This is a genomic window from Bacteroides sp. 41_26 (assembly GCF_949740115.1).
GTDB classification, from domain to species: Bacteria; Bacteroidota; Bacteroidia; order Bacteroidales; family Bacteroidaceae; genus Bacteroides; species Bacteroides nordii.
The window spans coordinates 15,483-38,802 of record NZ_CATJGZ010000107.1; the positions used below are offsets into that span (position 1 = coordinate 15,483).

Below are 23,320 nucleotides of genomic sequence, written 5' to 3' on the forward strand. Positions count from 1 at the left end.
TAGAGGTTATTGGTATTAGAATTATTCTTTTACTACATTGACAAATAAAGAAAAGTCATCGAAATTAAGCTCCGTAGCGTCTTTTACCTCATCTGCCAAAGTCAGGGATGTACCCAAAACTTGGTTACAAATATAATTATTATATTCTGTTACCGCATCATCTGTCTGTGGATTTTTAGAGATTGTTATCCGAATCTTATCAGTTATTTCAAATCCACTTGATTTACGAATATTTTGAATGCGGTTCACTAATTCACGGGCAATACCTTCACGACGAAGCTCTTCAGTAACGGTAACTTCAAGAGCAACTGTCAGTTTACCTTCATTAGCAACCAGCCATCCCGGTATATCTTCACTGAAGATTTCCACATCTGACGTTTCTATCACAGCCTCTGTCCCATCCAGATTCAATGTATATTTACCATTCTTTTCCAGTTCGGCAATAGCCTCTTGTGACATTTCTGCAACAGCAGCAGCTACGGCCTTCATCTGCTTTCCAAACTTCGGACCTAGTTTTTTGAAATCACATTTTACTTTCTTCACCAATACACCGGCAGCACCATCTACAAAATTGATATCTTTTACATTCACCTCATTCATAATCAATGCTTTTACCGCTTCGATGTGAGCCTTCTGCTCCTCGTCTATTACAGGAACCATAATACATTGCAACGGTTGGCGAACTTTAATGTTTACTTTACGGCGCAATGCCAATACCATTGAAGTGACGTCCTGTGCCATTTGCATACGTGCTTCCAGCCCTTTGTCTATCATCTCTTCATTGTATTCAGGGAATTTAGCAAGGTGAATAGAAACGACATTGTCACGTCCGGTAGCAGCAATCAAGTCGCTATATAAACGATCTGCATAGAACGGGGCAATCGGTGCCATTAGTTTGGCTACTGTTTCAAGACATGTGTACAGCGTTTGATAAGCAGACAGTTTATCTTGTGTGAACTCACCTCCCCAGAAACGTTTACGGTTCAAACGAACATACCAATTAGATAGATTATCGTTCACAAAATCCGAGATCAGTCGTCCTGCTTTGGTCGGTTCGTATTCATTATAACAAGTATCCACTTCTTTAATCAGTGTATTCAGCACAGAAAGTATCCAGCGATCTATTTCCGGACGTTCTGTCATAGGTACATCTGCTTCCTTGTATTCAAATCCATCGACATTGGCGTATAACGCGAAGAATGAATATGTGTTATATAAAGTACCGAAGAATTTACGACGAACTTCTTCGATACCATCTATGTCAAACTTCAGGTTATCCCATGGCGAAGAATTCGTTATCATATACCAACGCAACGGGTCAGAACCGTATTTCTCAATTGTAGAGAACGGATCAACAGCATTGCCCAGACGTTTGGACATTTTATTGCCATTCTTATCTAATACCAGACCGTTAGAGATAACAGCTTTATAAGATATGGTATCGAATACCATTGTTGCAATAGCATGTAGTGTAAAGAACCATCCGCGTGTCTGGTCCACACCTTCTGCGATAAAGTCTGCCGGATATACCTCATGGCTATCCAGCAATTCTTTATTTTCAAAAGGATAGTGAATTTGTGCATAGGGCATAGCACCTGAATCAAACCATACGTCGATAAGGTCTGTTTCACGTTTCATAGGCTTTCCGTCTTCGGATACCAGGATGATATCATCCACATATGGACGGTGCAAGTCTATTTTATCGTAATTATCATCTGTATACTGTCCCGGAACGAATCCTTTTTCTTTGTAAGGATTAGATTTCATAAATCCGGCAGCTACCGATTTCTCTATTTCATTGTATAGTTCCTCTACTGATTCAATACATATTTCACTGCTGTTATCTTCCGTACGCCAGATAGGCAACGGAGTACCCCAATAACGAGAGCGGCTCAGGTTCCAGTCATTCAGATTTTCCAGCCATTTGCCAAAACGTCCTGTTCCGGTAGATTCCGGTTTCCAGTTGATTGTTTTGTTCAGCTCTATCATACGGTCTTTGCAGGCAGTAGAACGAATAAACCAACTGTCCAACGGGTAGTACAATACCGGTTTGTCCGTACGCCAGCAGTGCGGATAGTTGTGCACATGCTTTTCTATTTTGAATGCCAGGTTGTTGGCTTTCATCATCATACAAATACTCACATCCAATGACTCGTCCTGATCAGTAAGATTCGGATCATAGGCATTCTTTACGAAACGCCCTGCATATTCTTTATATAGTTCTACGTTAACCCGTTCTTTTACAAACGCTTCGTCCAGTTCATTTAAAGTATAGAATTTACCGGTAAGGTCTACCATAGGACGGAGTTCGCCTTTCTTATTGATTAACTGCAAAGGAGGAACGCCGGCTGCTTTTGCTACCTGAGCATCGTCTGCACCAAATGTCGGAGCAATATGTACGATACCTGTACCATCCTCAGTAGTTACATAATCACCCAAGATGACGCGGAATGCACCTTCACCTGGGTTAACCCATGGGATCAGTTGCTCATATTCCATACCTACAAGGTCAGTACCTTTGTATTCGGCTATCACTTTGAACGGAACCAACTTGTCTCCCGGTTTATAATCTTCAAGCTTCAGTTCAGCAGCTTTTGGATTAAAGTGAGCATTCAGTAATTGTTTTGCTAATACCACTGTGATTGGCTGGCCGGTATATGCATTGTATGATTGTACAGCTACATAATCTATCTTAGGACCTACACAAAGCGCAGTATTTGAGGGCAAAGTCCATGGCGTAGTAGTCCATGCAAGGAAGAAAGGAGTCCCCCACTCTGTCATTTCAGGTTTCGGGTTCTTCATCTTAAACTGTGCTACTACAGTCGTATCTTTCACATCGCGATAGCAACCCGGTTGGTTTAACTCGTGTGAGCTTAATCCTGTTCCGGCAGCCGGAGAATAAGGTTGAATGGTATATCCTTTGTAAAGTAGTCCCTTTTTATATAACTGTTTCAATAGCCACCACAAGGTTTCGATATAACGGTTATCATACGTGATATACGGATGTTGCATGTCCACCCAATATCCCATTTTATGAGTCAGATCTTCCCATTCTTTGGTGAATTTCATCACATCTTTACGGCAAGCTGCATTATATTCGGCCACGGAAATACTCTTACCGATATCCTCTTTAGTGATACCCATCGCTTTTTCCACACCCAGCTCTACAGGCAATCCATGCGTATCCCAACCGGCTTTACGTTTTACCTGATAGCCTTTCATTGTTTTGTATCGGCAGAAAATATCTTTGATAGAGCGAGCCATCACATGGTGAATGCCCGGCATACCATTAGCTGAAGGAGGTCCTTCGTAAAATACAAACGAAGGGCAGCCTTCACGTTCTGTCATACTCTTGGCGAAAACCTGGTTTTCGTCCCATTTTTTCAATACGTCCTTATTTACCTGTGAAAGGTCGAACTGCGAATATTCGGCGAACTTCTTGCTCATGACTATAGATACGATTTTACTATTTACAATTACAGTTGGAGGTACCCTCCTTATTTTAAGGGTGCAAATGTACAAAAACATTCGTTTGCATACAAGAAAAGGCTTTTTAATTTCAATCCGGTAGAAATAGCCCTCTTGTGAAAAGACTCTAAAAAGCAGTAACCGGATAAAAACAAATCACGTTAAACCTTGTTGTAGTGGAAATTTTTAAAATTATATAGAATTATGAATTACGGTATAAGCGTGTTATTCAGAGCTATTCCATTGGCAATGGCTTTGTTATGTTTCGGCTACGGGACATTTATTTATGTATTGGGGGACGATCCTAACCGTTTGGTAGCAGGTCCTGTTGTATTTTCATTGGGTATGATTTGTATTGCACTTTTCGCTACGGCTGCTACTATCATACGTCAGATAATTCATACATATGGGCGAAATTCTCAATATGCTTTGCCTGCCATTGCCTATTTGGTTGCCGTAATTACAATCATTGGTGGTGTTGTTCTATTCACTTCCTCTGATGACTCCCATTCATTCGTTGCCGGGCATGTAGTGACCGGAGTAGGGTTAATTACAATTTGTGTGGCAACTGCTGCTACTTCTTCCACCCGTTTTTCCTTAATTCCCACCAATGCGAAAGATACCGGGCATAATGTTCCTCAGAAGGCTTTTACAGCTGGGCAAGAACGTGTATTAAAAGGAATAGTAGTTATAACGTCTGGTGTTGCCTGGATATGGGCTTTTCTTCTGTTAGGGCAGAGTGAAATACATCCCGCTTACTTCGTAGCTGGGCATGTAATGGTGGGGCTTGCTTGTATTTGTACCAGTCTGATTGCTTTGGTAGCAACTATTGCCCGTCAGGTAAGGAATGTATATTCGGTTACAGAACGTAACCGATGGCCCAAACTGGTACTGTTAATGGGGACTATTTCTTTTATTTGGGGGGTGTTTGTTATCTTTGCCGATTCGAGCACTACAAACGGAGTAATTGGTTATATAATGATTGGATTAGGATTGGTTTGCTACAGCATTTCCAGCAAAGTAATTTTGTTGGCCAAAGTTTGGCGACATGAGTTTGCTTTATCCAGTCGTATTCCGATCATTCCTGTTCTGACAGCATTAGCATGTTTGTTTTTGGCTGCTTTTACCTTTGAATTAGGAACTATTCACGAAGATTATTTCATTCCTGCCCGTGTTTTGACTGGTTTGGGAGCTATCTGCTTTACTCTTTTTTCCATTGTTAGTATTTTGGAGAGTGGTACATCTTCTAAATAGCGAAAAATATTATTTATCTGTTAATAATGCCGGTAATCGAAGACTTTTCTTTGATTGCCGGCTTTTTATTATTTATGCGAATCATCAGTTAGATATCGGGTTCAAGGCTAAACGGATTTCAACTACTGTTGCATTATTCATAAATCCAAAGCAACTTTCATTCCCCTTTGATTATCTATTAAATTTAATCCAAGATTGTACTTAATACAATTTAATTCTTACTTTGTACGTTTATATACATAATTTTAATTAGCTTTGTGGCGTTAAACGAAAAGCATCATGCACAAGCAATCATTATTTGCAACGTTTTACTATGCATTAGCAGTATTGTTGCAGGCAACGACAGATAATTTCCCGCTTCCTTTTTTTGCATTTCTTTTAAATGTGATTTTGGCTATGGCGTGGAGATGTCTGTTACGGTGTTTGTACAGAGAAAACAGTAAACTGATATTATCCCGTCTTTTTATTAGTATCACACATAAGTATACTTTTTTAATATTAATTGGATGCAATCTGATCATTCGTATGTTTCCTCAGTTGTCTGATGTAGATGTTGTCTTTATGTCCGTTGATTTATAAAAATCGCAATAACTAACTAAAAAAGAATGCACAATGAAAAAGAGCACAAAACTAATTATCGCATCACTGGTAGTAGTCGGTTTTCTGGCTGTCACCTATTGCGTGGTAAACAGAGCTCCATCACAGGAGCTTACTGCTGATGCACAAATGCAGGAGATTATTACCTCCGGTGGTTGTTTACGCTGTCACTCTTCCAATCCCGACCTTCCTTTTTATGCAGACTGGCCCGTTGTCAACAGCATGATTATGAAAGATGTTGCTGCTGGTTATCGTACTTTTGACATGACAGAGATGGCTGAAGCATTAAAGGCTGGTAAATCTGTTGGTAGAGTAGCTTTAGCAAAGGTAGAGAAAGTAATGATGGATGGCAAAATGCCTTTGCACCAATATTATATGGTACATTGGGGATCTGTTACCACCGATACAAAAAAAGAGATGGCACTTGCCTGGGTAAGACAACACCGTCTGGCGCATTATGCCAATGGACTTGCTGCTGCTGAGTTTGCTAATGAACCCATACGTCCCGTTGCGGATTCGTTACCGGTAGATATGAACAAAGTTATTTTGGGAGATATGCTATATCATGACACCCGTCTTTCGGCAGATAATAGCATCTCCTGTGCTTCTTGTCATGGATTGAACACTGGTGGTGTAGATAATAAGCGATATTCTGAAGGGGTCGGCGGACAATTCGGAGGTGTAAATGCACCTACCGTTTACAATGCAGCTTATAACTTCGTACAGTTCTGGGACGGACGTGCTAATACGCTTGCCGAACAAGCAGCCGGGCCTCCCCTAAATCCGGTAGAGATGGCTTGTCATTCTTTTGACGAAATTATAGCTAAGTTGCAGCAAGATGTTAACTTCACAAAAGCTTTTACGGAAGTATATCCGGAAGGTTATTCAGAGAAGAATATAACCAATGCTATCGAAGAGTTTGAGAAGACATTGCTTACTCCCAACTCTCGTTTTGACCGTTATCTGAAGGGCGAGAAGAGTGCAATCAACGATACAGAACTGACTGGATATGAGCTTTTCAAAAAGTACGACTGTGCAACATGTCATGTCGGTGAAACTCTTGGTGGACAATCTTATGAGCTGATGGGAGTGAAAAGAGATTATTTCGCTGATCGCGGATTGGAAATGACTGAAGAGGACAACGGGCGCTTCAAACAGACTAAAGCAGATCGTGACAAACACCGTTTTAAAGTTCCCGGTTTGAGAAACATAGCCCTAACAGCTCCTTATTTCCATGATGGAAGTATGAAAACAATGAAAGATGCTGTTGACTATATGGCGAAATATCAAGTAGATGCTATCTTATCTGATGGAGAGTTAGACGAGATTGTAGCATTTCTGGAAACTCTTACAGGAGAATATAAGGGTAAACCTTTGACTAATGATAATAGTAAGGAACTATAGATTCCGGACTCTTACAAATAATAAGGGGATGTATTGTTCAAATGCATCCCCTTATTTATTACTTCTATATGAATGGATTAGTTACGAGGCAAAGCTTCTTTTACTACCATTGCACGACCTTCATATTCAGCACCGTTCAGTTCTGAAATTACATGCTTAGCTTCATCGTCGTTAGGCATTTCTACAAATGCGAATCCTTTAGATTTACGAGTGTCACGGTCGATGATCAGTTTTACTGAATCTACTGTTCCATACTCTTCCATTACCTGTCTCAGATCTGCTTCCTTAACACGATAGCTAAGGTTTCCAATGTACATGTTCATAAAATACAAAAAATAAAAATTGATAAATAAATTTAGAAACAAGAGAGGTTTGAAATTAAATCCGGATTCAACTGATTAGGTAGAAAATAGAGTATAATAAAACGATCAATTGTTTTCGGCGCAAATAACGTCATAATATTTGGAATATCAACTATAAAAGGGCATTTATTTTTCAATAAACGCCCTTTTTCATATTTTAGTATCTCTTTTTATTAATGCTTGCTCAGGTAGTCAGCCACTCCGTTTTCGGTTGCACTCATAGCATCCTTGCCTTTAGACCAGTTAGCCGGACAAACTTCACCGTATTCTTCAAAATGCTGCAACGCATCTACCATACGTAATACTTCATCTACATTGCGTCCTAATGGGAGGTCATTGATAACACAATGACGAACAATACCTTCTTTGTCAATTAAAAACAATCCACGGAAAGCTACCGGAGCCCCATCACATACCCAATTGCCATTTTCATCGGGAGCATAACTTCCAGCCAGTACTCCATAACTCTCAGAGATTGATTTAGAGAAATCGGATACAATAGGATATTTCACCCCCTGAATACCTCCTTCATTCTTCGGCATTTGCAGCCAGGAGTAATGTGAGTATTCGGAGTCCACTGAGCAACCTACCAAGGCAACATTCCGTTTTTCAAATTCGGCAAATTTTTCCTGGAAAGCATGCAGTTCGGTAGGGCATACAAATGTAAAATCCATCGGATAGAAGAAAAATACTACATACTTTTTACCTTTATATCGGTCCAGTGAGAAATTCGGAACGATTTCATGCCCATTGATTACTGCCGTGGCATTGAATTTCGGCGCTTGTTTTCCAATTAATGATCTCATAATTATCTTCTGTTTTAGATGTTATTTAATGATTACCGGAAAAACAAAGTACACTGGTCTTTGTTCGTAAAACAAAGATTAACGATACATAATATTTCTCTATTTAGATATGAAAACACATTCGTAAACTATTGAATATCAACGGTTATAAAAGTACGTACTTTGTACATATAAACTATGCATTTTAAGTATGTGTTAATAACCTAATTAACGCATACTTAAAATGCATAGTTTATATATGAGAGAACCTATATATTAAATTCCTTTTTTTCTATCTTTCCAAAGTTTACTCATATCTTCCAGAGTTTTACCTTTCGTCTCCGGTACCCAGCGTCCTACAAAGATAGCGGCAATTACACAGATAATTCCGTAAAGGCTGTATGCAAACATCGGACTGAAATCGTAGAGTGCAGGGAAGGTAGAGGATATAATATAGTTGAATATCCATTGGAATGCCACTGCAATGGCAACTGCTTTGCCACGGATTGTATTCGGAAAGATTTCTGAAATCAATACCCAGCAGATAGGCCCCCATGACATCATAAAGAAAGCTGCGTAAACGATAACGGATACTACCGGGAAGATACCTTTTATAGCCATACTATCACACAAAGCTACAGCAAAAGCCCCGAATGCCATACCGATGGAACCAATAATAAGCAGTGGTTTACGGCCAAACTTATCTACAGTAAAGATGGCAACCAATGTGAAGATGATATTTACAATACCCATGATGACCGTTTGCATCATACCCCCACCCTCAGCACCGGCATTTTCAAAAATACGCGGAGCATAGTATAGTACAGCATTAATACCGATAGCCTGTTGGAATACAGAAAGCAGAATTCCTATTACGATTACTGCAACACCATAAGTAAATAGTTTCTCTGTCTTCTCTTGAGAAGTGGCTTTGATTTCTGCTAATATTTCTTTTGCTTTCGAAGCACCATTTACTTTCTCCAGGATAGAGTATGCTTTCTGATCCTGATCTATCATCACCAGATAACGCGGAGTTTTGGGAACGAAGAATAGCAGCAGGCCGAACATGGCTGCCGGGAATGCCTCAGAGCCAAACATGTAACGCCATCCTTCATATACAGTCCACATATCAGACTCGCTACTGACAGAAAGAACACCTGTCATTCCGTCTTTATTGATGATCGGATTCTGATGATCGCCTATAATAAGATAGTTAACGAAATATACCACCAGCATACCGAAGATAATGGCAAACTGGTTACAGGAAACCAATGTTCCGCGAATATTGGACGGAGCTATTTCGGCAATGTACATCGGACATACAGCGGATGCCAGTCCTACTCCGATACCTCCTAAAACACGGTACAGGTTGAATGCAATAAGTAGATTCATATCAGCCTTACCGTATTCAAAAAACAAAAATTCGGGATAGTAAGAACCTAATGCAGAAAGAAAGAAAAGTACAGCTGCCAGTCGTAATGAGTTACGGCGTCCTAGTCGGGAAGCAAAGACTCCGGATAATGCCCCCCCCAGCACACAACCTATCAAAGCACTTGAAGAAGTGATACCGTGCATAACCTTGTCATACTGAAAATCGGTGGCAGTAAGGAAGAAGGCTTCAAGCCCTTTTTCTGCCCCTGAGATCACTGCGGTGTCATAACCAAACAGCAATCCGCCCAGAATGGCTACTGATGTTATGGAATATAGGTAGAGTTTGCTACCTTCATTTGTATTATTCATAATAAATAGTGATAAGTGATTAGTGATTAGTGATAAGTAAGTAGTGATAAGTGAGTGGTGATAAGTGAGTAGCTGCTATGCGATACATACCGCATGGCACTAATCACTTATCACTAAAAAACTCATCACTATTAACAATACATCGCTACGATTGCTTCATACAATTCTTGCTTGCCGCTGGTTTGCTTGGGTTCGCCGTTTGTTTTAGCATATGAAACCAGATCTTCCAGGGACAGTTTACCATCTTCAAATTCTTTACCCTTACCGGTATCAAATGAGGCATAACGATCAGCAAGCATCTTCTTGTATGGAGACTCATTCAGCAGATTGGCTGCACTTTCCAGAGCACGGGCCATAGCATCCATACCGGCAATGTGAGCTATAAAGATGTCTTCCAGATCGGTAGAGTTACGACGGGTTTTGGCGTCAAAGTTTGTGCCTCCATTACCTAATCCGTCATTACGGATAATCTGCATCATAGCCTGTGTCAGTTCATAGTTGTCGATAGGGAACTGGTCTGTATCCCAACCATTCTGATAGTCACCACGATTGGCGTCAATAGAACCCAGCATACCATTGTCAACTGCTACTGCCAGTTCGTGTTCAAAAGTATGACCTGCCAATGTTGCATGGTTTACTTCGATATTTACCTTAAAGTCTTTATCCAACCCATGAGCTTTCAAGAAGCCGATCACTGTTTCGGTATCTACATCGTATTGGTGTTTGGTAGGTTCCATTGGTTTGGGTTCAATCAGGAAAGTACCTTTGAAACCACGTGCACGGGCATAGTCACGGGCTATCATCAGCATCTGAGCGAGATGTTCTTTTTCACGTTTCTGATCTGTATTCAATAGTGACATATAGCCTTCGCGTCCACCCCAGAATACATAATTAGAACCACCTAATTCGATCGTTGCATCAATTGCATTCTTAATCTGAACAGCAGCACGAGCCACTACATCAAAATCCGGATTGGTAGCTGCACCATTCATATAACGTGCATGACCAAATACGTTGGCAGTACCCCACAACAGTTTGATGCCTGTTTCTGCCTGTTTCTGTTTAGCATAAGCGACAATTTCCTTCAGGTTAGCTTCATATTCTTCAATTGTATCAGCTTCTGTCACCAGGTCTACATCATGGAAACAGTAATATTCGATACCCATTTTTTGCATGAATTCAAAGCCTGCATCCATTTTGTTTTTGGCAGCCTGAACAGGATTATTTTCGCCATTCCATGGGAACTGTTTTGTTCCACCACCAAACTGATCACCACCTTCCGCACAGAGTGTATGCCACCATGCCATGGCGAATTTCAGCCAGTCTTTCATTTTCTTACCATTGATCACCTTTTCAGCATCGTAGTAGCGGAATGCCATTGGGTTCTTACTATCTTTACCTTCAAATTTAATTTTTTCAATTCCGGGGAAATACTCTTTTGTTGCCATAATTTAAATTAATTGATTGTGTAACTGATATATATATACTGATTATACATCGGTTACAAGGTTTATACTTTGTTTTTTTAGATTATTTATTCATTGATTGTTCCAGACAGAATTTCCATCTTTCATAAGCCTCTGCATACTCTTGTTGTTTGGCAGTATCGGGTTCAATCACTTCCAGTTTATCCAATGTGGCAAATGCTTCATTGTTATCCTTGTAAATACCTGCTCCGATACCGGCTCCTTTGGCTGCCCCTACCGATCCGTCCGTATCATAAAGTTCGATGATAGCTCCTGTTACACCTGCCAGAGTAGTACGGAAGACAGGACTTAAAAACATATTGGCCTGTCCTGCATGGATTTTTTGTACCGGGATGCCCATTTGCCCCATAATATCAATACCATATTTGAACGAGAATACGATCCCCTCCTGGGCTGCACGAATGATATGTTGCTTGCCATGTGCATTGAAGTCCAAACCGCGGATGCTGCAACCTATTTCTTTGTTACATAACATACGTTCGGCACCATTGCCAAAGGGAAGTATACTAAGCCCGGTACTACCAATGGGAGCTGTTGCAGCCAATACGTTCATATCATTATATGAAATACCTTCGGGAGCGACATTGCGTTTTACCCACGAATTGAGAATACCGGTTCCGTTGATACAGAGTAATACTCCGAGACGGGTCTGGCTGGCACTGTGATTAACGTGTGCAAAGGTATTGACACGTGATTGAGGATCATAGTTTACTTCACCATTTACTCCATATACCACGCCGGATGTTCCTGCTGTAGATGCAATTTCACCCGGATTGAATACATTCAGTGAAAGAGCATTATTGGGTTGGTCACCTGCCCGATAAGTGATAGGTGTACCTTCTTTCAAGCCCAGTTCGTTCGCAGCAGCTGCACTTACACGTCCCTGTTCTGCAAAAGTCGATTTAACATCAGCAATCAGCGATTCATCAAAACCGTAATATTTCATCAGGAAATCGGCTAAGCGGTTGTTTTTGAAGTCCCAGAATATACCTTCGGAGAGCCCTTCTACAGTTGTACAGATGTCTCCGCTCAATTTCATTGCGATGTAATCACCCGGAAGCATTATTTTATAAATCTGCTCATAGACAGCCGGTTCATTTTCTTTGATCCACGCCAGTTTGGATGCTGTAAAGTTGCCCGGAGAGTTTAATAAGTGCGAAAGGCAAAGTTCTTCTCCGAGGGTTTCAAAGGCTTTCTGTCCATAGGGAACAGCACGCGAATCGCACCAGATAATAGCAGGACGAAGTACTTTCTGGTTCTTGTCTACACATACCAGTCCGTGCATTTGGTAAGAGATGCCAATCGCTTTAATATCAGTAGCGTCTATACCCGATTCTGCCAGGATGGCTTGTGTGGAAAGTTTTAAATTCTCCCACCAGTTCTCCGGATTTTGTTCTGCCCATCCGGAATGAACAGCAATAATAGCAGCTTCTGTTTTTGGAAAAAATGCCGAAGCTATGCACTTGCCTGTTTCAGCATTTACAAGGCTCGCCTTCACTGACGAACTACCTATGTCATAACCTAATAGATACATGATGTTATTTACGATTTAACGATTTACAATTTACGATTGGAGAATCTTTTAATTTATAATTTCCCCCTACCGTCTTATTTTGTTGTATACTTTTTTGTCGAATTTGTAGTAGCGGGCGGCACGGTGGGCAACGCCTTGCTGTTTTTCTTCGAGAGGAACGACATATTCCATTAGGGCTATTTTCTTATGGAAATTGCGCACATCTACCGGTTTGTCGTATACTAATTCAAAGAGTATACGTAGTTGAGAAGCTGTGAATTTTCGTGGTAACAGATCGAAAAGCATTGAGGGATTGAATTCTACCACCTGACGGATATAGGTCAACGCTTCATTAATGATAAGATTATGGTCAAAAGCCAGTACCTTTATATCTTTTAAAGCTACCCAGCATGCCTGATGTTCATCTAAACTCTTATCCAGTGCCCGGTCTATTTTCACCATTGATAAATAGGCAATGGTCACAATGCGTTCTACTCTCGACTGCATGGCACGTTCCAACCAGTGTACATCTTTAGGATTACTTGTCCTGTTTTTAGAGCCAAAAGCTTTGAACTGCATCAGATTTACATTTTTGATACCTGTCAGTTCACATAATACACGTTGTGCAGCTTCGTCCAGATCTTCATCCATATAAATCAGGCTTCCGGGGAGTTTCATATCATGGTATATTTCACCGTTCTCCTCTCCCATTCGTTTTACTAACAGTACTTTTAATTGTTCGCCGTCAAAACCAATCACCACACAGTCCACTGAGATGTGATTGTTTGCCAATGGGGCTTGTTGCTGTATATTTTGCATATCACTTGTTTTTTGAACGATACAAATATAGAGGCTGTTTTTGTTTTTGTAAATAGAAAATTGTATGTTCTAAAACATTGTTTTCCAAAGATATACATATCTTCTATTTTACAGTAACTGCAAATTGTCTTATCATACAAATTACAATATGTATTTTGGGCTTTACAGAAGATTAGTAATTGTATAAAGTACACAAACTACAGATGCCTTTATTTTCAGTTAGTTTCGTCGGTTTATTTCTGTATATGGCAAAAGAGACTTATTGTATTTTATACGATATACCAATTTGTATTTATGGAAAGGATATGAGGGGGATATCATTAGATTGTTAAAAAAGGATAAAGAGAGAAGGCCCCCTGTTCTATTTGATAATCCGGAAATGCAATATAACAGGGATGAACGCAAATTAGCGCAGATTAAATGTCACCTGCGCTAATTCCTGTTCATTCCTGTTTTAATTCCCATACGGGAAGTACTCAATATTAAAATACGGGCATTTCAACTCTTGTGACTTGTTCTGCTTCTGGTACATCCGGACTACTATAGTAATATTCTATGGATGAACCGGAAGCTTTATATCCATTCAATTTTATCCATTCCGTCATCTCATTATAAAGAGCAGCCAGTTCATTATACGGCCCTCTATGCAGGCAGGAGACTATTTTACGTGCAGGTACTATCAATGATTTTATATCTTCTTTACCTTGCAGCCTTCCGGATGATTTAAGGCCAATGATCATTCTGATGTCCTGTTCAGTTAAGCTTTCATAGTGGGGATACTCAACAAAAGGAATATCTGTTGTAACTTCATTTTGCTCTTTAAACAGAGAATCTATTTTAATAAAGTTATCTCCGATCGCTTTAGTCATTCCATTCATATCTGTATGTACTTCGACTATCAATACCGGTTGCTCCGGTTGTTGTAACAACATTATTTCTGAAATCCTTGCCATAATGGTGAATCTTTATTTCTTTGTAATTGGTATATATATGTCTGTTATTAGCTCCGTTTTTGTTGTTGCAGATGAATGATTCGTGTATATTTCGAAGCTTAAAGTATTCTGAGGACGATATCTGCTTGCGGGGAACCACTCTTCATAAATGATTCGGTAGGACTCATATAGTGAAGAATAGTCTCCGGTATGTCTGAATATTGCATAACGCCCGCCAGGTATTTCCATTATCCCGGAATTTAAATCTGTTTTTTTATCATAACATAAGGTTATACCCAAATAGAAACGACATTTTTCTTCAGGAGTGATGGATGGATCATCCATGCTTAGACTTACAAATCTGCGATCCTTTCCGTCTATATTGTATCGTTTAGCATGATGTATAAGTTTATCCCAGATCAGCCTGTACCGGAACTTATCTTTGTAAGCTTCGCCCACTTCGATACAGAATATCTTAATGGGGTTGAGAGTCTTTATTTCAGGAAAGATCACTGTGTTTTGCTCATTACCTGCCTGTTTATACTTTTCCCTGTATTGGGATGCAGATATACCAAAATGTTTTTTGAATGCCTTAGCAATGCTGAATTTGGTCTGATAATTCGTATGTTCCAGTATTTGATTTATGGTATAGTCTGTTGATATTAACAGATGTGCTATGTGTTCTATGCGTAGACGTTGTATGTAACTTCCGATATTTTCTCCTGTCACTGCCTGAAAAACTCTTCTGAAATGGTATTTGGACAAACCACTTATCGCACAAAGTATATCCGTATCTATTCTGTCAAACAGATGATTGTTAATGTGAATGATAACATTCTGAATTGTTTGATGATGAACATTATTTGTTTCCTGCTTTTGTCGCCAGCGATTCAATGCAGGCAAACGTTTGTTTAAGATTTCCCTTAGTTCTTCCGGAGAATATGCAGTATTTGCATAGCCATTGTACTTATCTGTGTATTTTATCCAGATATCAATCATCTCCTGCATGGATATATCAACGGTATATTTTCCGTCCTTCAGGCAATAGTAACAAAACTGATCGCTTCTGGAATTATCGGAATTAGTACCTAACCACTCTTCTACATCGAAACGAAGTGGCATTCCGCAACTTTGGCAATATCTTTTATTTATAACCATTTATTTTTATCTGTTTGTAGTTGCGCGATTGGGTTTTCGCTTAATCTGCAACAGCCGTTCCATATCACTGAATAAGTTTGTGTTTTTTAATTCAAACATAATCCATTTGCCATCATGAAAAGTAGTTGCTTCATCATATTTCATCTGTACTTCCCTTGAGAAAAACGCCCGCTGTGTTTCAAATTTAGCGCGTTCATCTTTCCCTAAAATAATCATAAAGCCGAAAGTATATTCCTTAGCATATAAGGCACAAAGAGTTTTGCCTCCTCTACGATATTTGTATTCATACGTCCAGGCCTTACCACCCTTGTTCCAAAGCCGTTCCATCTCATATTTTTGTTCGATGAGCTGACACAAAGAGGTCCATACATAATAAAGATCCTCTCCTATTAAGTTTTCTATCTTTTCAGAAGTTGGTATTTGAAAAGGTTGTTTCATGACATTCTATATTACGATTGATTCTAAATTAGAGCTTATGCAGCAAAAGTAGTACGTTTCTTCCATAATCAGTTGTCCTAAATAGGCATCTTTATATTAAAAATCAAAGAAACGAATTTTAAAAGGAAAATTAAAACAAGTTCTGACAGGAGTACGAATTTATACTAACTTTGTTCCCTGAAAATATATAAAAACAAGTATGAAACATTATCCGGTGGTTCTTTCCATTGCTGGTTCCGACTGTTCGGGCGGAGCAGGTATACAGGCAGACATCAAGACCATATCTGCTTTAGGAGGGTATGCTGCGTCCGCCATCACAGCTGTAACCGTACAAAATACAGTAGGAGTACGTGCTGTACATGTTGTTCCTGCTGAAATTGTCTGCGGACAGATAGAAGCCGTAATGGAAGATTTGCATCCCGATGCTGTTAAGATAGGGATGGTAAGCGAAGAAGAAACAGTTAGGGCCATAGCTGATTGTTTGCGTAAATTTCGTCCCGAACATGTGGTATATGATCCGGTGATGGTGTCTACCAGCGGGCGAAAGTTAATGAACGATGCTGCTATTGAAATCATAAAGAAAGAACTTTTTCCACTAACGACTCTCCTTACCCCAAATCTGGACGAAGTAGAAGTTTTAACGGGCAAAAAGATTGTTGTATTGGAGGATATGCAACAAGTTGCCCGGGAACTTTCGGCTATTTACCGGACTGCCGTATTAATAAAAGGGGGGCATTTGCCGGGAGATGAGATGCAAGATATCTTATGTGCTGACGGAAACTTATTCATATATAAGGAGAAGAAGATAGTAAGTAAAAATCTACATGGAACGGGATGCACCCTCTCCTCTTCTATCGCTACATACCTGGCATTAGGGTGTACCATGAATGAAGCGGTAGGTAAGGCTAAAAACTACCTGAGTAGAGCCATTGACGCAGGTAAAGAGATAGTTGCAGGAAAAGGGAATGGACCGTTGTGCCATTTTTGGAATCCTGAGAAAGCGCAGATAATTGATGATAAGGCAGATAGATTAGAAGGAAAATAGTATCTTCATTGCACAAAATTGCAGATTATGTGCTGTTGTATGACAAAAATATATAACTTTGCACCCGCAAATTTAAATTTAGAACGAAAATATGAAAGCATTTGTATTTCCTGGTCAAGGTGCCCAGTTTGTGGGTATGGGTAAAGACTTGTATGATAACTCTGCGTTAGCAAAGGAATTGTTCGAAAAAGCAAATGATATCCTTGGATATCGCATTACAGATATTATGTTCAATGGTACTGACGAAGACCTTCGTCAGACAAAGGTGACTCAGCCTGCTGTTTTCCTTCATTCAGTAATCTCAGCTCTTTGCATGGGTGACGATTTTAAGCCGGAAATGACTGCCGGTCATTCACTGGGTGAATTTTCCGCATTGGTTGCTGCCGGTGCACTTTCATTCGAAGATGGTTTGAAACTGGTTTATGCACGTGCTATGGCTATGCAAAAAGCCTGTGAGGCTACTCCTTCTACAATGGCTGCTATCATTGCATTGCCTGATGAAAAAGTAGAAGAAATTTGTGCTACGGTTACAGCTGAAGGCGAAGTTTGTGTTCCTGCTAACTATAACTGTCCGGGACAGATTGTTATTTCAGGTTCAATGCCAGGTATCGAGAAAGCTTGTGAATTAATGAAAGCTGCCGGAGCAAAACGTGCCCTTCCTTTAAAGGTAGGTGGCGCTTTCCATTCGCCTTTGATGGATCCTGCAAAAGTAGAACTGGAAGCTGCTATTAATGCAACAGAAGTTCATACCCCCAAATGTCCGGTTTATCAGAATGTAGATGCATTGCCTCATACTGATCCTGCTGAAATTAAAAAGAACCTGGTTGCTCAGCTCACTGCTTCTGTACGTTGGACTCAGACTGTGAAAAATATGGTTGCCGATGGTGCTACCGACTTTACAGAGTGTGGTCCGGGTGCAGTGCTTCAGGGATTGATTAAGAAAATCGATTCTACGGTTTCTGCTCATGGAATAGCATAAGATATTTTCCTTTATACAATAAATGAAAAATGAAGAGGATTTCCGTCACAGGAAATTCTCTTTTTTTAGATATACCCGTTTGAAAACCTTTGTTTGAAATGCAATACAACTCACTTCAAGTAATGTTATTCATTTGCAAAATCAGTGTTAATTTGCGTTTTAATCAATAAAACTCCATGTGCTTTATAGTGAATATGTTCTACTAATAAATGACAATGAACACTTTTAATTTTTAAATTAAGCAACAAAGTATGATTCTCTGATTTATTGTACTATCTTTGTACTCAGAGTTTGAGTTACGAAGTCGTTATCGCATAGTTCTCCTTTTTATGTATTATTAAGCAGGTCTCTCCTTTAATTATCTCCCTCACTCCAGAATTAGTATTTATTTTAATAAAATTTTAAATGAACATTTACATTTCAGGTTTAAGCTTTAGCGCAAATGATGCTGACTTAAATAATTTGTTTGCAGAGTATGGAGAAGTATCTTCAGCTAAAGTAATCTTAGACAGAGAAACAGGAAAGTCAAGAGGATTTGCTTTTGTAGAAATGACAAACGATACAGAAGGTCAGAAAGCGATTGACGAGCTTAACGGAGTAGAATACGATCAAAAAGTGATTGCAGTAAGCATTGCACGTCCACGTACAGAAAAACCATCAAACGGAGGAAGAAACTATAATAACTCCAGAAGATATTAATATCCAGATAATGCAAAAACAGAAGATCCTCTTTTGTTTTTGCATTAAAGTTATCTCATTTTTACTTATTCACGGAATGTTTATTAATTTTCCGTTCTTCTATATAATATCAGGAATTTCCAATCCTGTACCTTTTCATTGGGTCGATACATGCGTCAACTCTTTAGCATAAAGTATATTCAAGGTTGTTTATCCGGCTTATAGTATAGTACAAAATAAATTTATGGAATCATTTTTTATAGGAAATATTGAAATCAAAATACCTATTGTACAAGGTGGAATGGGTGTTGGAATCTCACTGTCCGGTTTAGCATCAGCAGTGGCAAATGAAGGAGGATTGGGTGTAATTTCGTGTGCCGGTTTAGGATTGCTATATCCTAAAAGAAAAGGAACTTATACTGAAAAATGTATTAGTGGATTGGAAGAGGAAATCAGAAAAGCACGTAAAAAGACGAACGGAATTATTGGAGTGAACGTTATGGTGGCACTTTCCAATTATGCCGACATGATTCGTACGGCAATCAATGAAAAAATTGATGTAATATTTTCGGGTGCAGGACTTCCCCTTGACTTACCTGCCTACTTAACACCGGATAGTTCTACTAAATTGGTACCTATCGTATCTTCTTCAAGAGCTGCAAAAATTATTTGTGATAAATGGCTGGCCAATTATAACTATCTGCCCGATGCGATTGTGGTGGAAGGTCCCAAAGCCGGCGGGCATTTAGGATTTAAGAAGGAGCAACTGCAGGATCAAAGTTATGCTTTAGAATCATTGATTCCGGCAGTGGTAGCGATAGCCAATAGTTACAGTGAAAAGAAAAAGATTCCGGTAATTGCTGCTGGTGGAATCTCTACCGGAGAAGATATTGCCCGTTTTATGGAGCTGGGGGCTTCGGCTGTACAGATGGGAAGTATTTTTGTAACAACACAGGAATGTGATGCTTCCCAAACTTTTAAAGAAGTGTACATCCATTCCAAACCTGAAGATGTACTTATCATTGAAAGCCCTGTCGGGATGCCGGGAAGAGCCATCAATGGAGAGTTTATCCATAACGTAGAAAGTGGTATGGAAAGACCTAAAAAATGCTCATTTCATTGCATCAAGACATGTGATTATCAAAAAAGCCCTTATTGCATTATCAAAGCATTGTATAATGCTGCAAAAGGTAATATGAGAAGAGGATATGCATTTGCCGGCAGCAATGCTTTTCTCGCAGAAAAAATAAGTAGTGTAAAAGAAGTAATGAATAAACTGGAAAGTGAATTCTTCTTAGCAACTCACAAGTTGGTTTAATCAGAAATCAGCAAACGTTGAGATATTTAAGTATTAATCAAAATATAATTTTAATGGCAAAATCCGTAACAGTTGACAAACGTGAGAACGAAAAGAAAAGACTCGCTCGCCGAGCGGAAAAACAAAAAAGAAAAGAAGAAAAAAAACTATCACCCAAAGCGAATAGCCTGGATGATATGATTGCCTATGTTGATGAAAATGGTATGATAACCTCTACACCACCAACAGAGAACATCAAAAAAGAAGAAATAAAGCAGGAGGAAATTGTTATATCTACTCCTAAAAAGGAAAAAGAGATTCCAACCGTAATGAAAGGACGGGTAGAATTCTTCAACACTTCCAAAGGCTTTGGCTTTATCAAAGACCTTTCGGGAACTGAGAAATACTTTTTTCACGTGAACAATGTAATGGCTGATATTTCAGAAAATGACATTGTGACATTCGATCTCGAACGAGGGATAAAAGGTATGAATGCAGTGAATATCTGCTTCGAGAATGAACAAAAAACAGGAAATTGATAGTACGTCAGACTCTGATTAAAAGTAGATGGAACAAGAATCATTTCTATAAAATATAAAACTAAAATAATACAATTTGAATTATGAAAAAAGGTAATATGATACGATCTGAAATGAATTCGTCCAGTCAGTTGATAGAGAACGTACTCAAAGAGTATAAAAAGAGTGTAGGTGATGTGGTGCTTGTGGCAATCAGTCCGCGAACATCAATTGAGCTTCCCGCGCACCTATCCCAAGCAGAAAGAGATCTTCGCATAGAGGTTTATAAAAAACTGCATAGCTCAAAAGTCTAAAATATTTAGTGTAATAAAAGTCTTTATTGAACAAACTTTTACTTTCGGTGGCTGTTATTCATAGTAATAATTAATTTATATAATCATAAATAAATAACCGATATGGGCAGACGCAGTCAGTTGGAGCATCAGGTATCTGTTGCTCAGGAAAGGATTAAAAAGGCTCCTAAAGATACTCCCAAAGATATTATAAAATTGTGGGAACAGGAGTTAGTCGATTTGGAAATTGAATTAAATAACCTGGTTGATGGTGAAGAAGATAATAATGACTAATCAGAAAGTAAAATAAAAACTGCATTTCTAAATAGTCATATTTAGTAGTAGAGACTTCTTCGGGTGTATAAAGTGACACCCGAAGAAGTCTTTTTTTATCTATAATTGTCATACAAAAAGAGGTGGATTCATTGACATATATCAAAAAACAGAACTTTGAAATATATTTTTTGCTTTATATCAATTCAATCGTAACATTTCTACTTTACATTTGCAGTGTTTTCAAGGTATATAATATAAAATGTTTAAATTATGAAATGGGTAAAAAGATTGTTAGATAGAATCGGAAATGCCGATTCTATGATTTGGGGGTATGTGATGCTCCATGAGTAAAAAAGTTGTTATCAGAATTTTATTGAAAGAAACGTTTGAAAAAGGAGTCCGGTAATTGCCGGACTCCTTTTTGATTGTATAGAGATCAGATCTGTATCTTAGTTCTGTTTTTTTTGAAAAGTAAATTCGTAAAGAAATACCCTGCTTCCACTGCAACAATTCCAATCACTGCCCCTCCTACTACATCGCTTAACCAATGCCTGTTATTAAGCTGGCGGGTAATACCTGTAACTACGGCCGGTAAATAGGCCACTATACTTACCAGGATATTTTTCTTGCCATATTCCTTGTACAACAAACATGCTGATGTAAAAGCGGTTGCCGTGTGCCCCGAAGGAAAAGATAATAAATCAGATCCGTCCGGTCTTAATACTCCAGCCAATGACTTAATTGAAGAGACAGTAATTACCATCAATGCAAATGAAAAAACAGTAGCAACCAGCATTTGTGTCCAGTTACTTCGACTCTTTATTCCTGTTATTTTTAATCCGAACATAATTATCAGCGGAAGATATGGCAGAAAATCATCATATCGGTAGGCAAAAGAAGGAATATGTGTATTACGAAGATTATAGATGTACTGATTCGCACTTTCCAGGACTCCATATCTTAAAGCACACAATGTCAATATACAAATAAACACCCAAAAAAGTAGTTTACGGAGACTCATCATACCCTCATCTGATTTTGTTGTAAATAACGCTCAAAGGTATTAAAAGATATCGGATATAAAGTTGATTGTTATTAAACAAAAACATATTTCTATATGATTTTAAGATTGATAAATGACCGGAATTGTATCATTACATCATTTTACAATACAAATAAGAAGGAATTATTTTTAGAAACCATGCTATGTACCTCCAACGTTTGGATATATAGACTACTTTATTTTTTCGTATAATGGCTTTATATATCTGACATACTGCTTTATCAAGAGATGCCACCCAAAATAAGCCTTCTCCTTTTGCCATAGCTGTGTTAACGAAACCGGGGCGTATATCTGTGATATATAGAGGATAAGGTAATTTTGCAGCTTTCTGCCTTAGCCCTTCTGTGTAGTTCATTTGAAACGCTTTGGTTGCATTATATGCCGGGGCAACACCACTTCCACGAATACCGCCAATGGAAGATATAACAACAAGTTGTCCTGACTGCTGGTGTTGAAAGAATAGGAAAGCCCAATCCGCAATATTAGTAAATCCAATTACATTTGTCAGAAGAGTCGGCTTCTCCAGCCGATAGTCCAATTTTGGATTTACTTCCCCCACACCGGAACAAATTACCAGAATATCCATACCCCCCATTTCATTAGTGAGTGTATTGAGTTGATAAAGTGTATCATTGTCATTGGTAATGTCGCATACTCTATAGTGACAATCTTCACTTTGCGAACAGATCTCCTGTAGTATTAGTTCCCGACGACCAACAATGCCGACAATATACCCTTCGTTTATAAAAGTCTCTGCCAATCCACGTCCAATACCGGATGTAGCACCTATGATGATAACCTTCTTCATTTTCAGTTCTTATTTGTCTGGTACAAAAGTATTCCGTCAGAACAAAAAAAGTCTTGATTGAAATCAAGATTTTAGATTCTGTTTTAAATTTTCTTCTCGTATACTCTATTAATACCAACTATTTATAAAAAACAGATCTTTAATAAAAGTTAATCAAAAAAGTTCCATTCAATATTTTATTTTCTGTTTTCATAACAATTGATAATTGTTTCTATTTTCATGTTCATGCAAATTGTTATATCTTATGAATATTTAGTTTATTTCTTGGTGAGAAACGGCCCATTGCTCGTAGAGAATCAACACGATCTTCGTATACTCTATTAAAACCAAATGTTTCCGCAGAATATTGCTTTAATAAATGTTAACTACGAAAGATATGTCCTTTCTTCACTATGTTTTCTTTTTC

Annotated in this window: 21 protein-coding genes; 9 read left to right on the forward strand and 12 right to left on the reverse strand. The window is 38.7% G+C overall.

Going from position 1 to position 23,320, the window contains the following annotated elements:
- Nucleotides 1-21 precede the first annotated feature (21 nt).
- Nucleotides 22-3,447 carry an isoleucine--tRNA ligase gene (gene ileS, locus QX565_RS16130; protein WP_289293493.1) on the reverse strand — a complete coding sequence of 1,142 codons (3,426 nt, stop codon included), beginning with the start codon at nucleotides 3,445-3,447 and terminating at the stop codon, nucleotides 22-24.
- A gap of 225 nt (nucleotides 3,448-3,672) precedes the next feature.
- Between ileS and QX565_RS16135 the strand changes: the two genes are divergently transcribed.
- Nucleotides 3,673-4,722 carry a DUF2776 domain-containing protein gene (locus tag QX565_RS16135; RefSeq protein ID WP_289293494.1) on the forward strand — a complete coding sequence of 350 codons (1,050 nt, stop codon included), beginning with the start codon at nucleotides 3,673-3,675 and terminating at the stop codon, nucleotides 4,720-4,722.
- Nucleotides 4,723-5,334: 612 nt separating this feature from the next.
- Nucleotides 5,335-6,723 (forward strand): cytochrome c peroxidase, encoded by a 1,389-nt coding sequence (locus QX565_RS16140; protein ID WP_221651436.1) that lies wholly within the window; start codon nucleotides 5,335-5,337, stop codon nucleotides 6,721-6,723.
- Nucleotides 6,724-6,800: 77 nt separating this feature from the next.
- Here the strand turns inward: QX565_RS16140 and rbp (QX565_RS16145) are convergent, their stop codons facing one another.
- From rbp (QX565_RS16145) to QX565_RS16185, 9 genes are all read right to left on the reverse strand, one after another.
- Complete coding sequence (rbp, locus tag QX565_RS16145; RefSeq protein ID WP_002560282.1) at nucleotides 6,801-7,046, reverse strand: RNA-binding regulator; 246 nt, start codon at nucleotides 7,044-7,046, stop codon at nucleotides 6,801-6,803.
- Nucleotides 7,047-7,258: 212 nt separating this feature from the next.
- Nucleotides 7,259-7,891 carry a peroxiredoxin gene (locus QX565_RS16150; RefSeq protein WP_002560283.1) on the reverse strand — a complete coding sequence of 211 codons (633 nt, stop codon included), beginning with the start codon at nucleotides 7,889-7,891 and terminating at the stop codon, nucleotides 7,259-7,261.
- Between the two features lie 255 nt (nucleotides 7,892-8,146).
- Nucleotides 8,147-9,610, reverse strand: a complete 1,464-nt coding sequence (xylE, locus tag QX565_RS16155) for a D-xylose transporter XylE (protein ID WP_221651437.1) — start codon at nucleotides 9,608-9,610, stop codon at nucleotides 8,147-8,149.
- 131 nt (nucleotides 9,611-9,741) lie between these two features.
- Nucleotides 9,742-11,058, reverse strand: coding sequence for a xylose isomerase (xylA, locus tag QX565_RS16160; protein WP_221651438.1), 1,317 nt, complete (start codon nucleotides 11,056-11,058; stop codon nucleotides 9,742-9,744).
- An 82-nt stretch (nucleotides 11,059-11,140) separates the two neighbouring features.
- The gene (locus tag QX565_RS16165; RefSeq protein ID WP_289293497.1) at nucleotides 11,141-12,631 is read right to left on the reverse strand and encodes a xylulokinase; all 1,491 of its coding nucleotides are present in this window, start codon (nucleotides 12,629-12,631) and stop codon (nucleotides 11,141-11,143) included.
- 66 nt (nucleotides 12,632-12,697) lie between these two features.
- Nucleotides 12,698-13,429, reverse strand: a complete 732-nt coding sequence (locus QX565_RS16170) for an NUDIX hydrolase (RefSeq protein ID WP_002560287.1) — start codon at nucleotides 13,427-13,429, stop codon at nucleotides 12,698-12,700.
- Between the two features lie 482 nt (nucleotides 13,430-13,911).
- Nucleotides 13,912-14,382: a GyrI-like domain-containing protein gene (locus QX565_RS16175; RefSeq protein ID WP_289293498.1), complete on the reverse strand. Its 471-nt coding sequence runs from the start codon at nucleotides 14,380-14,382 to the stop codon at nucleotides 13,912-13,914.
- A gap of 12 nt (nucleotides 14,383-14,394) precedes the next feature.
- Nucleotides 14,395-15,519 carry a GyrI-like domain-containing protein gene (locus tag QX565_RS16180; protein WP_289293501.1) on the reverse strand — a complete coding sequence of 375 codons (1,125 nt, stop codon included), beginning with the start codon at nucleotides 15,517-15,519 and terminating at the stop codon, nucleotides 14,395-14,397.
- Nucleotides 15,520-15,525: 6 nt separating this feature from the next.
- Nucleotides 15,526-15,957 (reverse strand): DUF3788 domain-containing protein, encoded by a 432-nt coding sequence (locus tag QX565_RS16185; protein ID WP_289293502.1) that lies wholly within the window; start codon nucleotides 15,955-15,957, stop codon nucleotides 15,526-15,528.
- 199 nt (nucleotides 15,958-16,156) lie between these two features.
- Here QX565_RS16185 and thiD point away from each other — a divergent pair, with 199 nt between their 5' ends.
- The 7 genes from thiD (at nucleotide 16,157) to QX565_RS16220 (ending at nucleotide 21,061) form a co-directional block, all read left to right on the forward strand.
- Nucleotides 16,157-17,002 (forward strand): bifunctional hydroxymethylpyrimidine kinase/phosphomethylpyrimidine kinase, encoded by an 846-nt coding sequence (thiD, locus tag QX565_RS16190; RefSeq protein WP_221651443.1) that lies wholly within the window; start codon nucleotides 16,157-16,159, stop codon nucleotides 17,000-17,002.
- Nucleotides 17,003-17,093: 91 nt separating this feature from the next.
- On the forward strand, nucleotides 17,094-17,981 hold the full coding sequence (gene fabD, locus QX565_RS16195) for an ACP S-malonyltransferase (protein ID WP_289293504.1): 888 nt from the start codon (nucleotides 17,094-17,096) through the stop codon (nucleotides 17,979-17,981).
- Nucleotides 17,982-18,386: 405 nt separating this feature from the next.
- On the forward strand, nucleotides 18,387-18,680 hold the full coding sequence (rbp, locus tag QX565_RS16200; protein WP_221651445.1) for an RNA-binding regulator: 294 nt from the start codon (nucleotides 18,387-18,389) through the stop codon (nucleotides 18,678-18,680).
- A 223-nt stretch (nucleotides 18,681-18,903) separates the two neighbouring features.
- The gene (locus QX565_RS16205; protein ID WP_221651446.1) at nucleotides 18,904-19,977 is read left to right on the forward strand and encodes an NAD(P)H-dependent flavin oxidoreductase; all 1,074 of its coding nucleotides are present in this window, start codon (nucleotides 18,904-18,906) and stop codon (nucleotides 19,975-19,977) included.
- Nucleotides 19,978-20,030: 53 nt separating this feature from the next.
- On the forward strand, nucleotides 20,031-20,495 hold the full coding sequence (locus QX565_RS16210) for a cold-shock protein (protein WP_221651447.1): 465 nt from the start codon (nucleotides 20,031-20,033) through the stop codon (nucleotides 20,493-20,495).
- A gap of 83 nt (nucleotides 20,496-20,578) precedes the next feature.
- Entirely contained in the window at nucleotides 20,579-20,788 is a 210-nt protein-coding gene (locus tag QX565_RS16215; protein WP_221651448.1) for a hypothetical protein, read from the forward strand.
- A gap of 102 nt (nucleotides 20,789-20,890) precedes the next feature.
- Nucleotides 20,891-21,061 carry a hypothetical protein gene (locus QX565_RS16220; protein WP_007485580.1) on the forward strand — a complete coding sequence of 57 codons (171 nt, stop codon included), beginning with the start codon at nucleotides 20,891-20,893 and terminating at the stop codon, nucleotides 21,059-21,061.
- A 418-nt stretch (nucleotides 21,062-21,479) separates the two neighbouring features.
- Here QX565_RS16220 and QX565_RS16225 read toward each other — a convergent pair whose 3' ends face one another.
- Entirely contained in the window at nucleotides 21,480-22,064 is a 585-nt protein-coding gene (locus tag QX565_RS16225; RefSeq protein ID WP_221651450.1) for a phosphatase PAP2 family protein, read from the reverse strand.
- 133 nt (nucleotides 22,065-22,197) lie between these two features.
- Nucleotides 22,198-22,914, reverse strand: a complete 717-nt coding sequence (locus QX565_RS16230; protein WP_289293505.1) for an SDR family NAD(P)-dependent oxidoreductase — start codon at nucleotides 22,912-22,914, stop codon at nucleotides 22,198-22,200.
- Between the last annotated feature and the right edge of the window lie 406 nt (nucleotides 22,915-23,320).

What these genes read in the sequence shown, in the direction of transcription:
- ileS (WP_289293493.1), bottom strand. Translation starts at nt 3,447, where the DNA reads ATGAGCAAGAAGTTCGCCGAATATTCGCAGTTCGACCTTTCACAGGTA.
- QX565_RS16135 (WP_289293494.1), top strand. Translation starts at nt 3,673, where the DNA reads ATGAATTACGGTATAAGCGTGTTATTCAGAGCTATTCCATTGGCAATG.
- QX565_RS16140 (WP_221651436.1), top strand. Translation starts at nt 5,335, where the DNA reads ATGAAAAAGAGCACAAAACTAATTATCGCATCACTGGTAGTAGTCGGT.
- rbp (WP_002560282.1), bottom strand. Translation starts at nt 7,046, where the DNA reads ATGAACATGTACATTGGAAACCTTAGCTATCGTGTTAAGGAAGCAGAT.
- QX565_RS16150 (WP_002560283.1), bottom strand. Translation starts at nt 7,891, where the DNA reads ATGAGATCATTAATTGGAAAACAAGCGCCGAAATTCAATGCCACGGCA.
- xylE (WP_221651437.1), bottom strand. Translation starts at nt 9,610, where the DNA reads ATGAATAATACAAATGAAGGTAGCAAACTCTACCTATATTCCATAACA.
- xylA (WP_221651438.1), bottom strand. Translation starts at nt 11,058, where the DNA reads ATGGCAACAAAAGAGTATTTCCCCGGAATTGAAAAAATTAAATTTGAA.
- QX565_RS16165 (WP_289293497.1), bottom strand. Translation starts at nt 12,631, where the DNA reads ATGTATCTATTAGGTTATGACATAGGTAGTTCGTCAGTGAAGGCGAGC.
- QX565_RS16170 (WP_002560287.1), bottom strand. Translation starts at nt 13,429, where the DNA reads ATGCAAAATATACAGCAACAAGCCCCATTGGCAAACAATCACATCTCA.
- QX565_RS16175 (WP_289293498.1), bottom strand. Translation starts at nt 14,382, where the DNA reads ATGGCAAGGATTTCAGAAATAATGTTGTTACAACAACCGGAGCAACCG.
- QX565_RS16180 (WP_289293501.1), bottom strand. Translation starts at nt 15,519, where the DNA reads ATGGTTATAAATAAAAGATATTGCCAAAGTTGCGGAATGCCACTTCGT.
- QX565_RS16185 (WP_289293502.1), bottom strand. Translation starts at nt 15,957, where the DNA reads ATGAAACAACCTTTTCAAATACCAACTTCTGAAAAGATAGAAAACTTA.
- thiD (WP_221651443.1), top strand. Translation starts at nt 16,157, where the DNA reads ATGAAACATTATCCGGTGGTTCTTTCCATTGCTGGTTCCGACTGTTCG.
- fabD (WP_289293504.1), top strand. Translation starts at nt 17,094, where the DNA reads ATGAAAGCATTTGTATTTCCTGGTCAAGGTGCCCAGTTTGTGGGTATG.
- rbp (WP_221651445.1), top strand. Translation starts at nt 18,387, where the DNA reads ATGAACATTTACATTTCAGGTTTAAGCTTTAGCGCAAATGATGCTGAC.
- QX565_RS16205 (WP_221651446.1), top strand. Translation starts at nt 18,904, where the DNA reads ATGGAATCATTTTTTATAGGAAATATTGAAATCAAAATACCTATTGTA.
- QX565_RS16210 (WP_221651447.1), top strand. Translation starts at nt 20,031, where the DNA reads ATGGCAAAATCCGTAACAGTTGACAAACGTGAGAACGAAAAGAAAAGA.
- QX565_RS16215 (WP_221651448.1), top strand. Translation starts at nt 20,579, where the DNA reads ATGAAAAAAGGTAATATGATACGATCTGAAATGAATTCGTCCAGTCAG.
- QX565_RS16220 (WP_007485580.1), top strand. Translation starts at nt 20,891, where the DNA reads ATGGGCAGACGCAGTCAGTTGGAGCATCAGGTATCTGTTGCTCAGGAA.
- QX565_RS16225 (WP_221651450.1), bottom strand. Translation starts at nt 22,064, where the DNA reads ATGAGTCTCCGTAAACTACTTTTTTGGGTGTTTATTTGTATATTGACA.
- QX565_RS16230 (WP_289293505.1), bottom strand. Translation starts at nt 22,914, where the DNA reads ATGAAGAAGGTTATCATCATAGGTGCTACATCCGGTATTGGACGTGGA.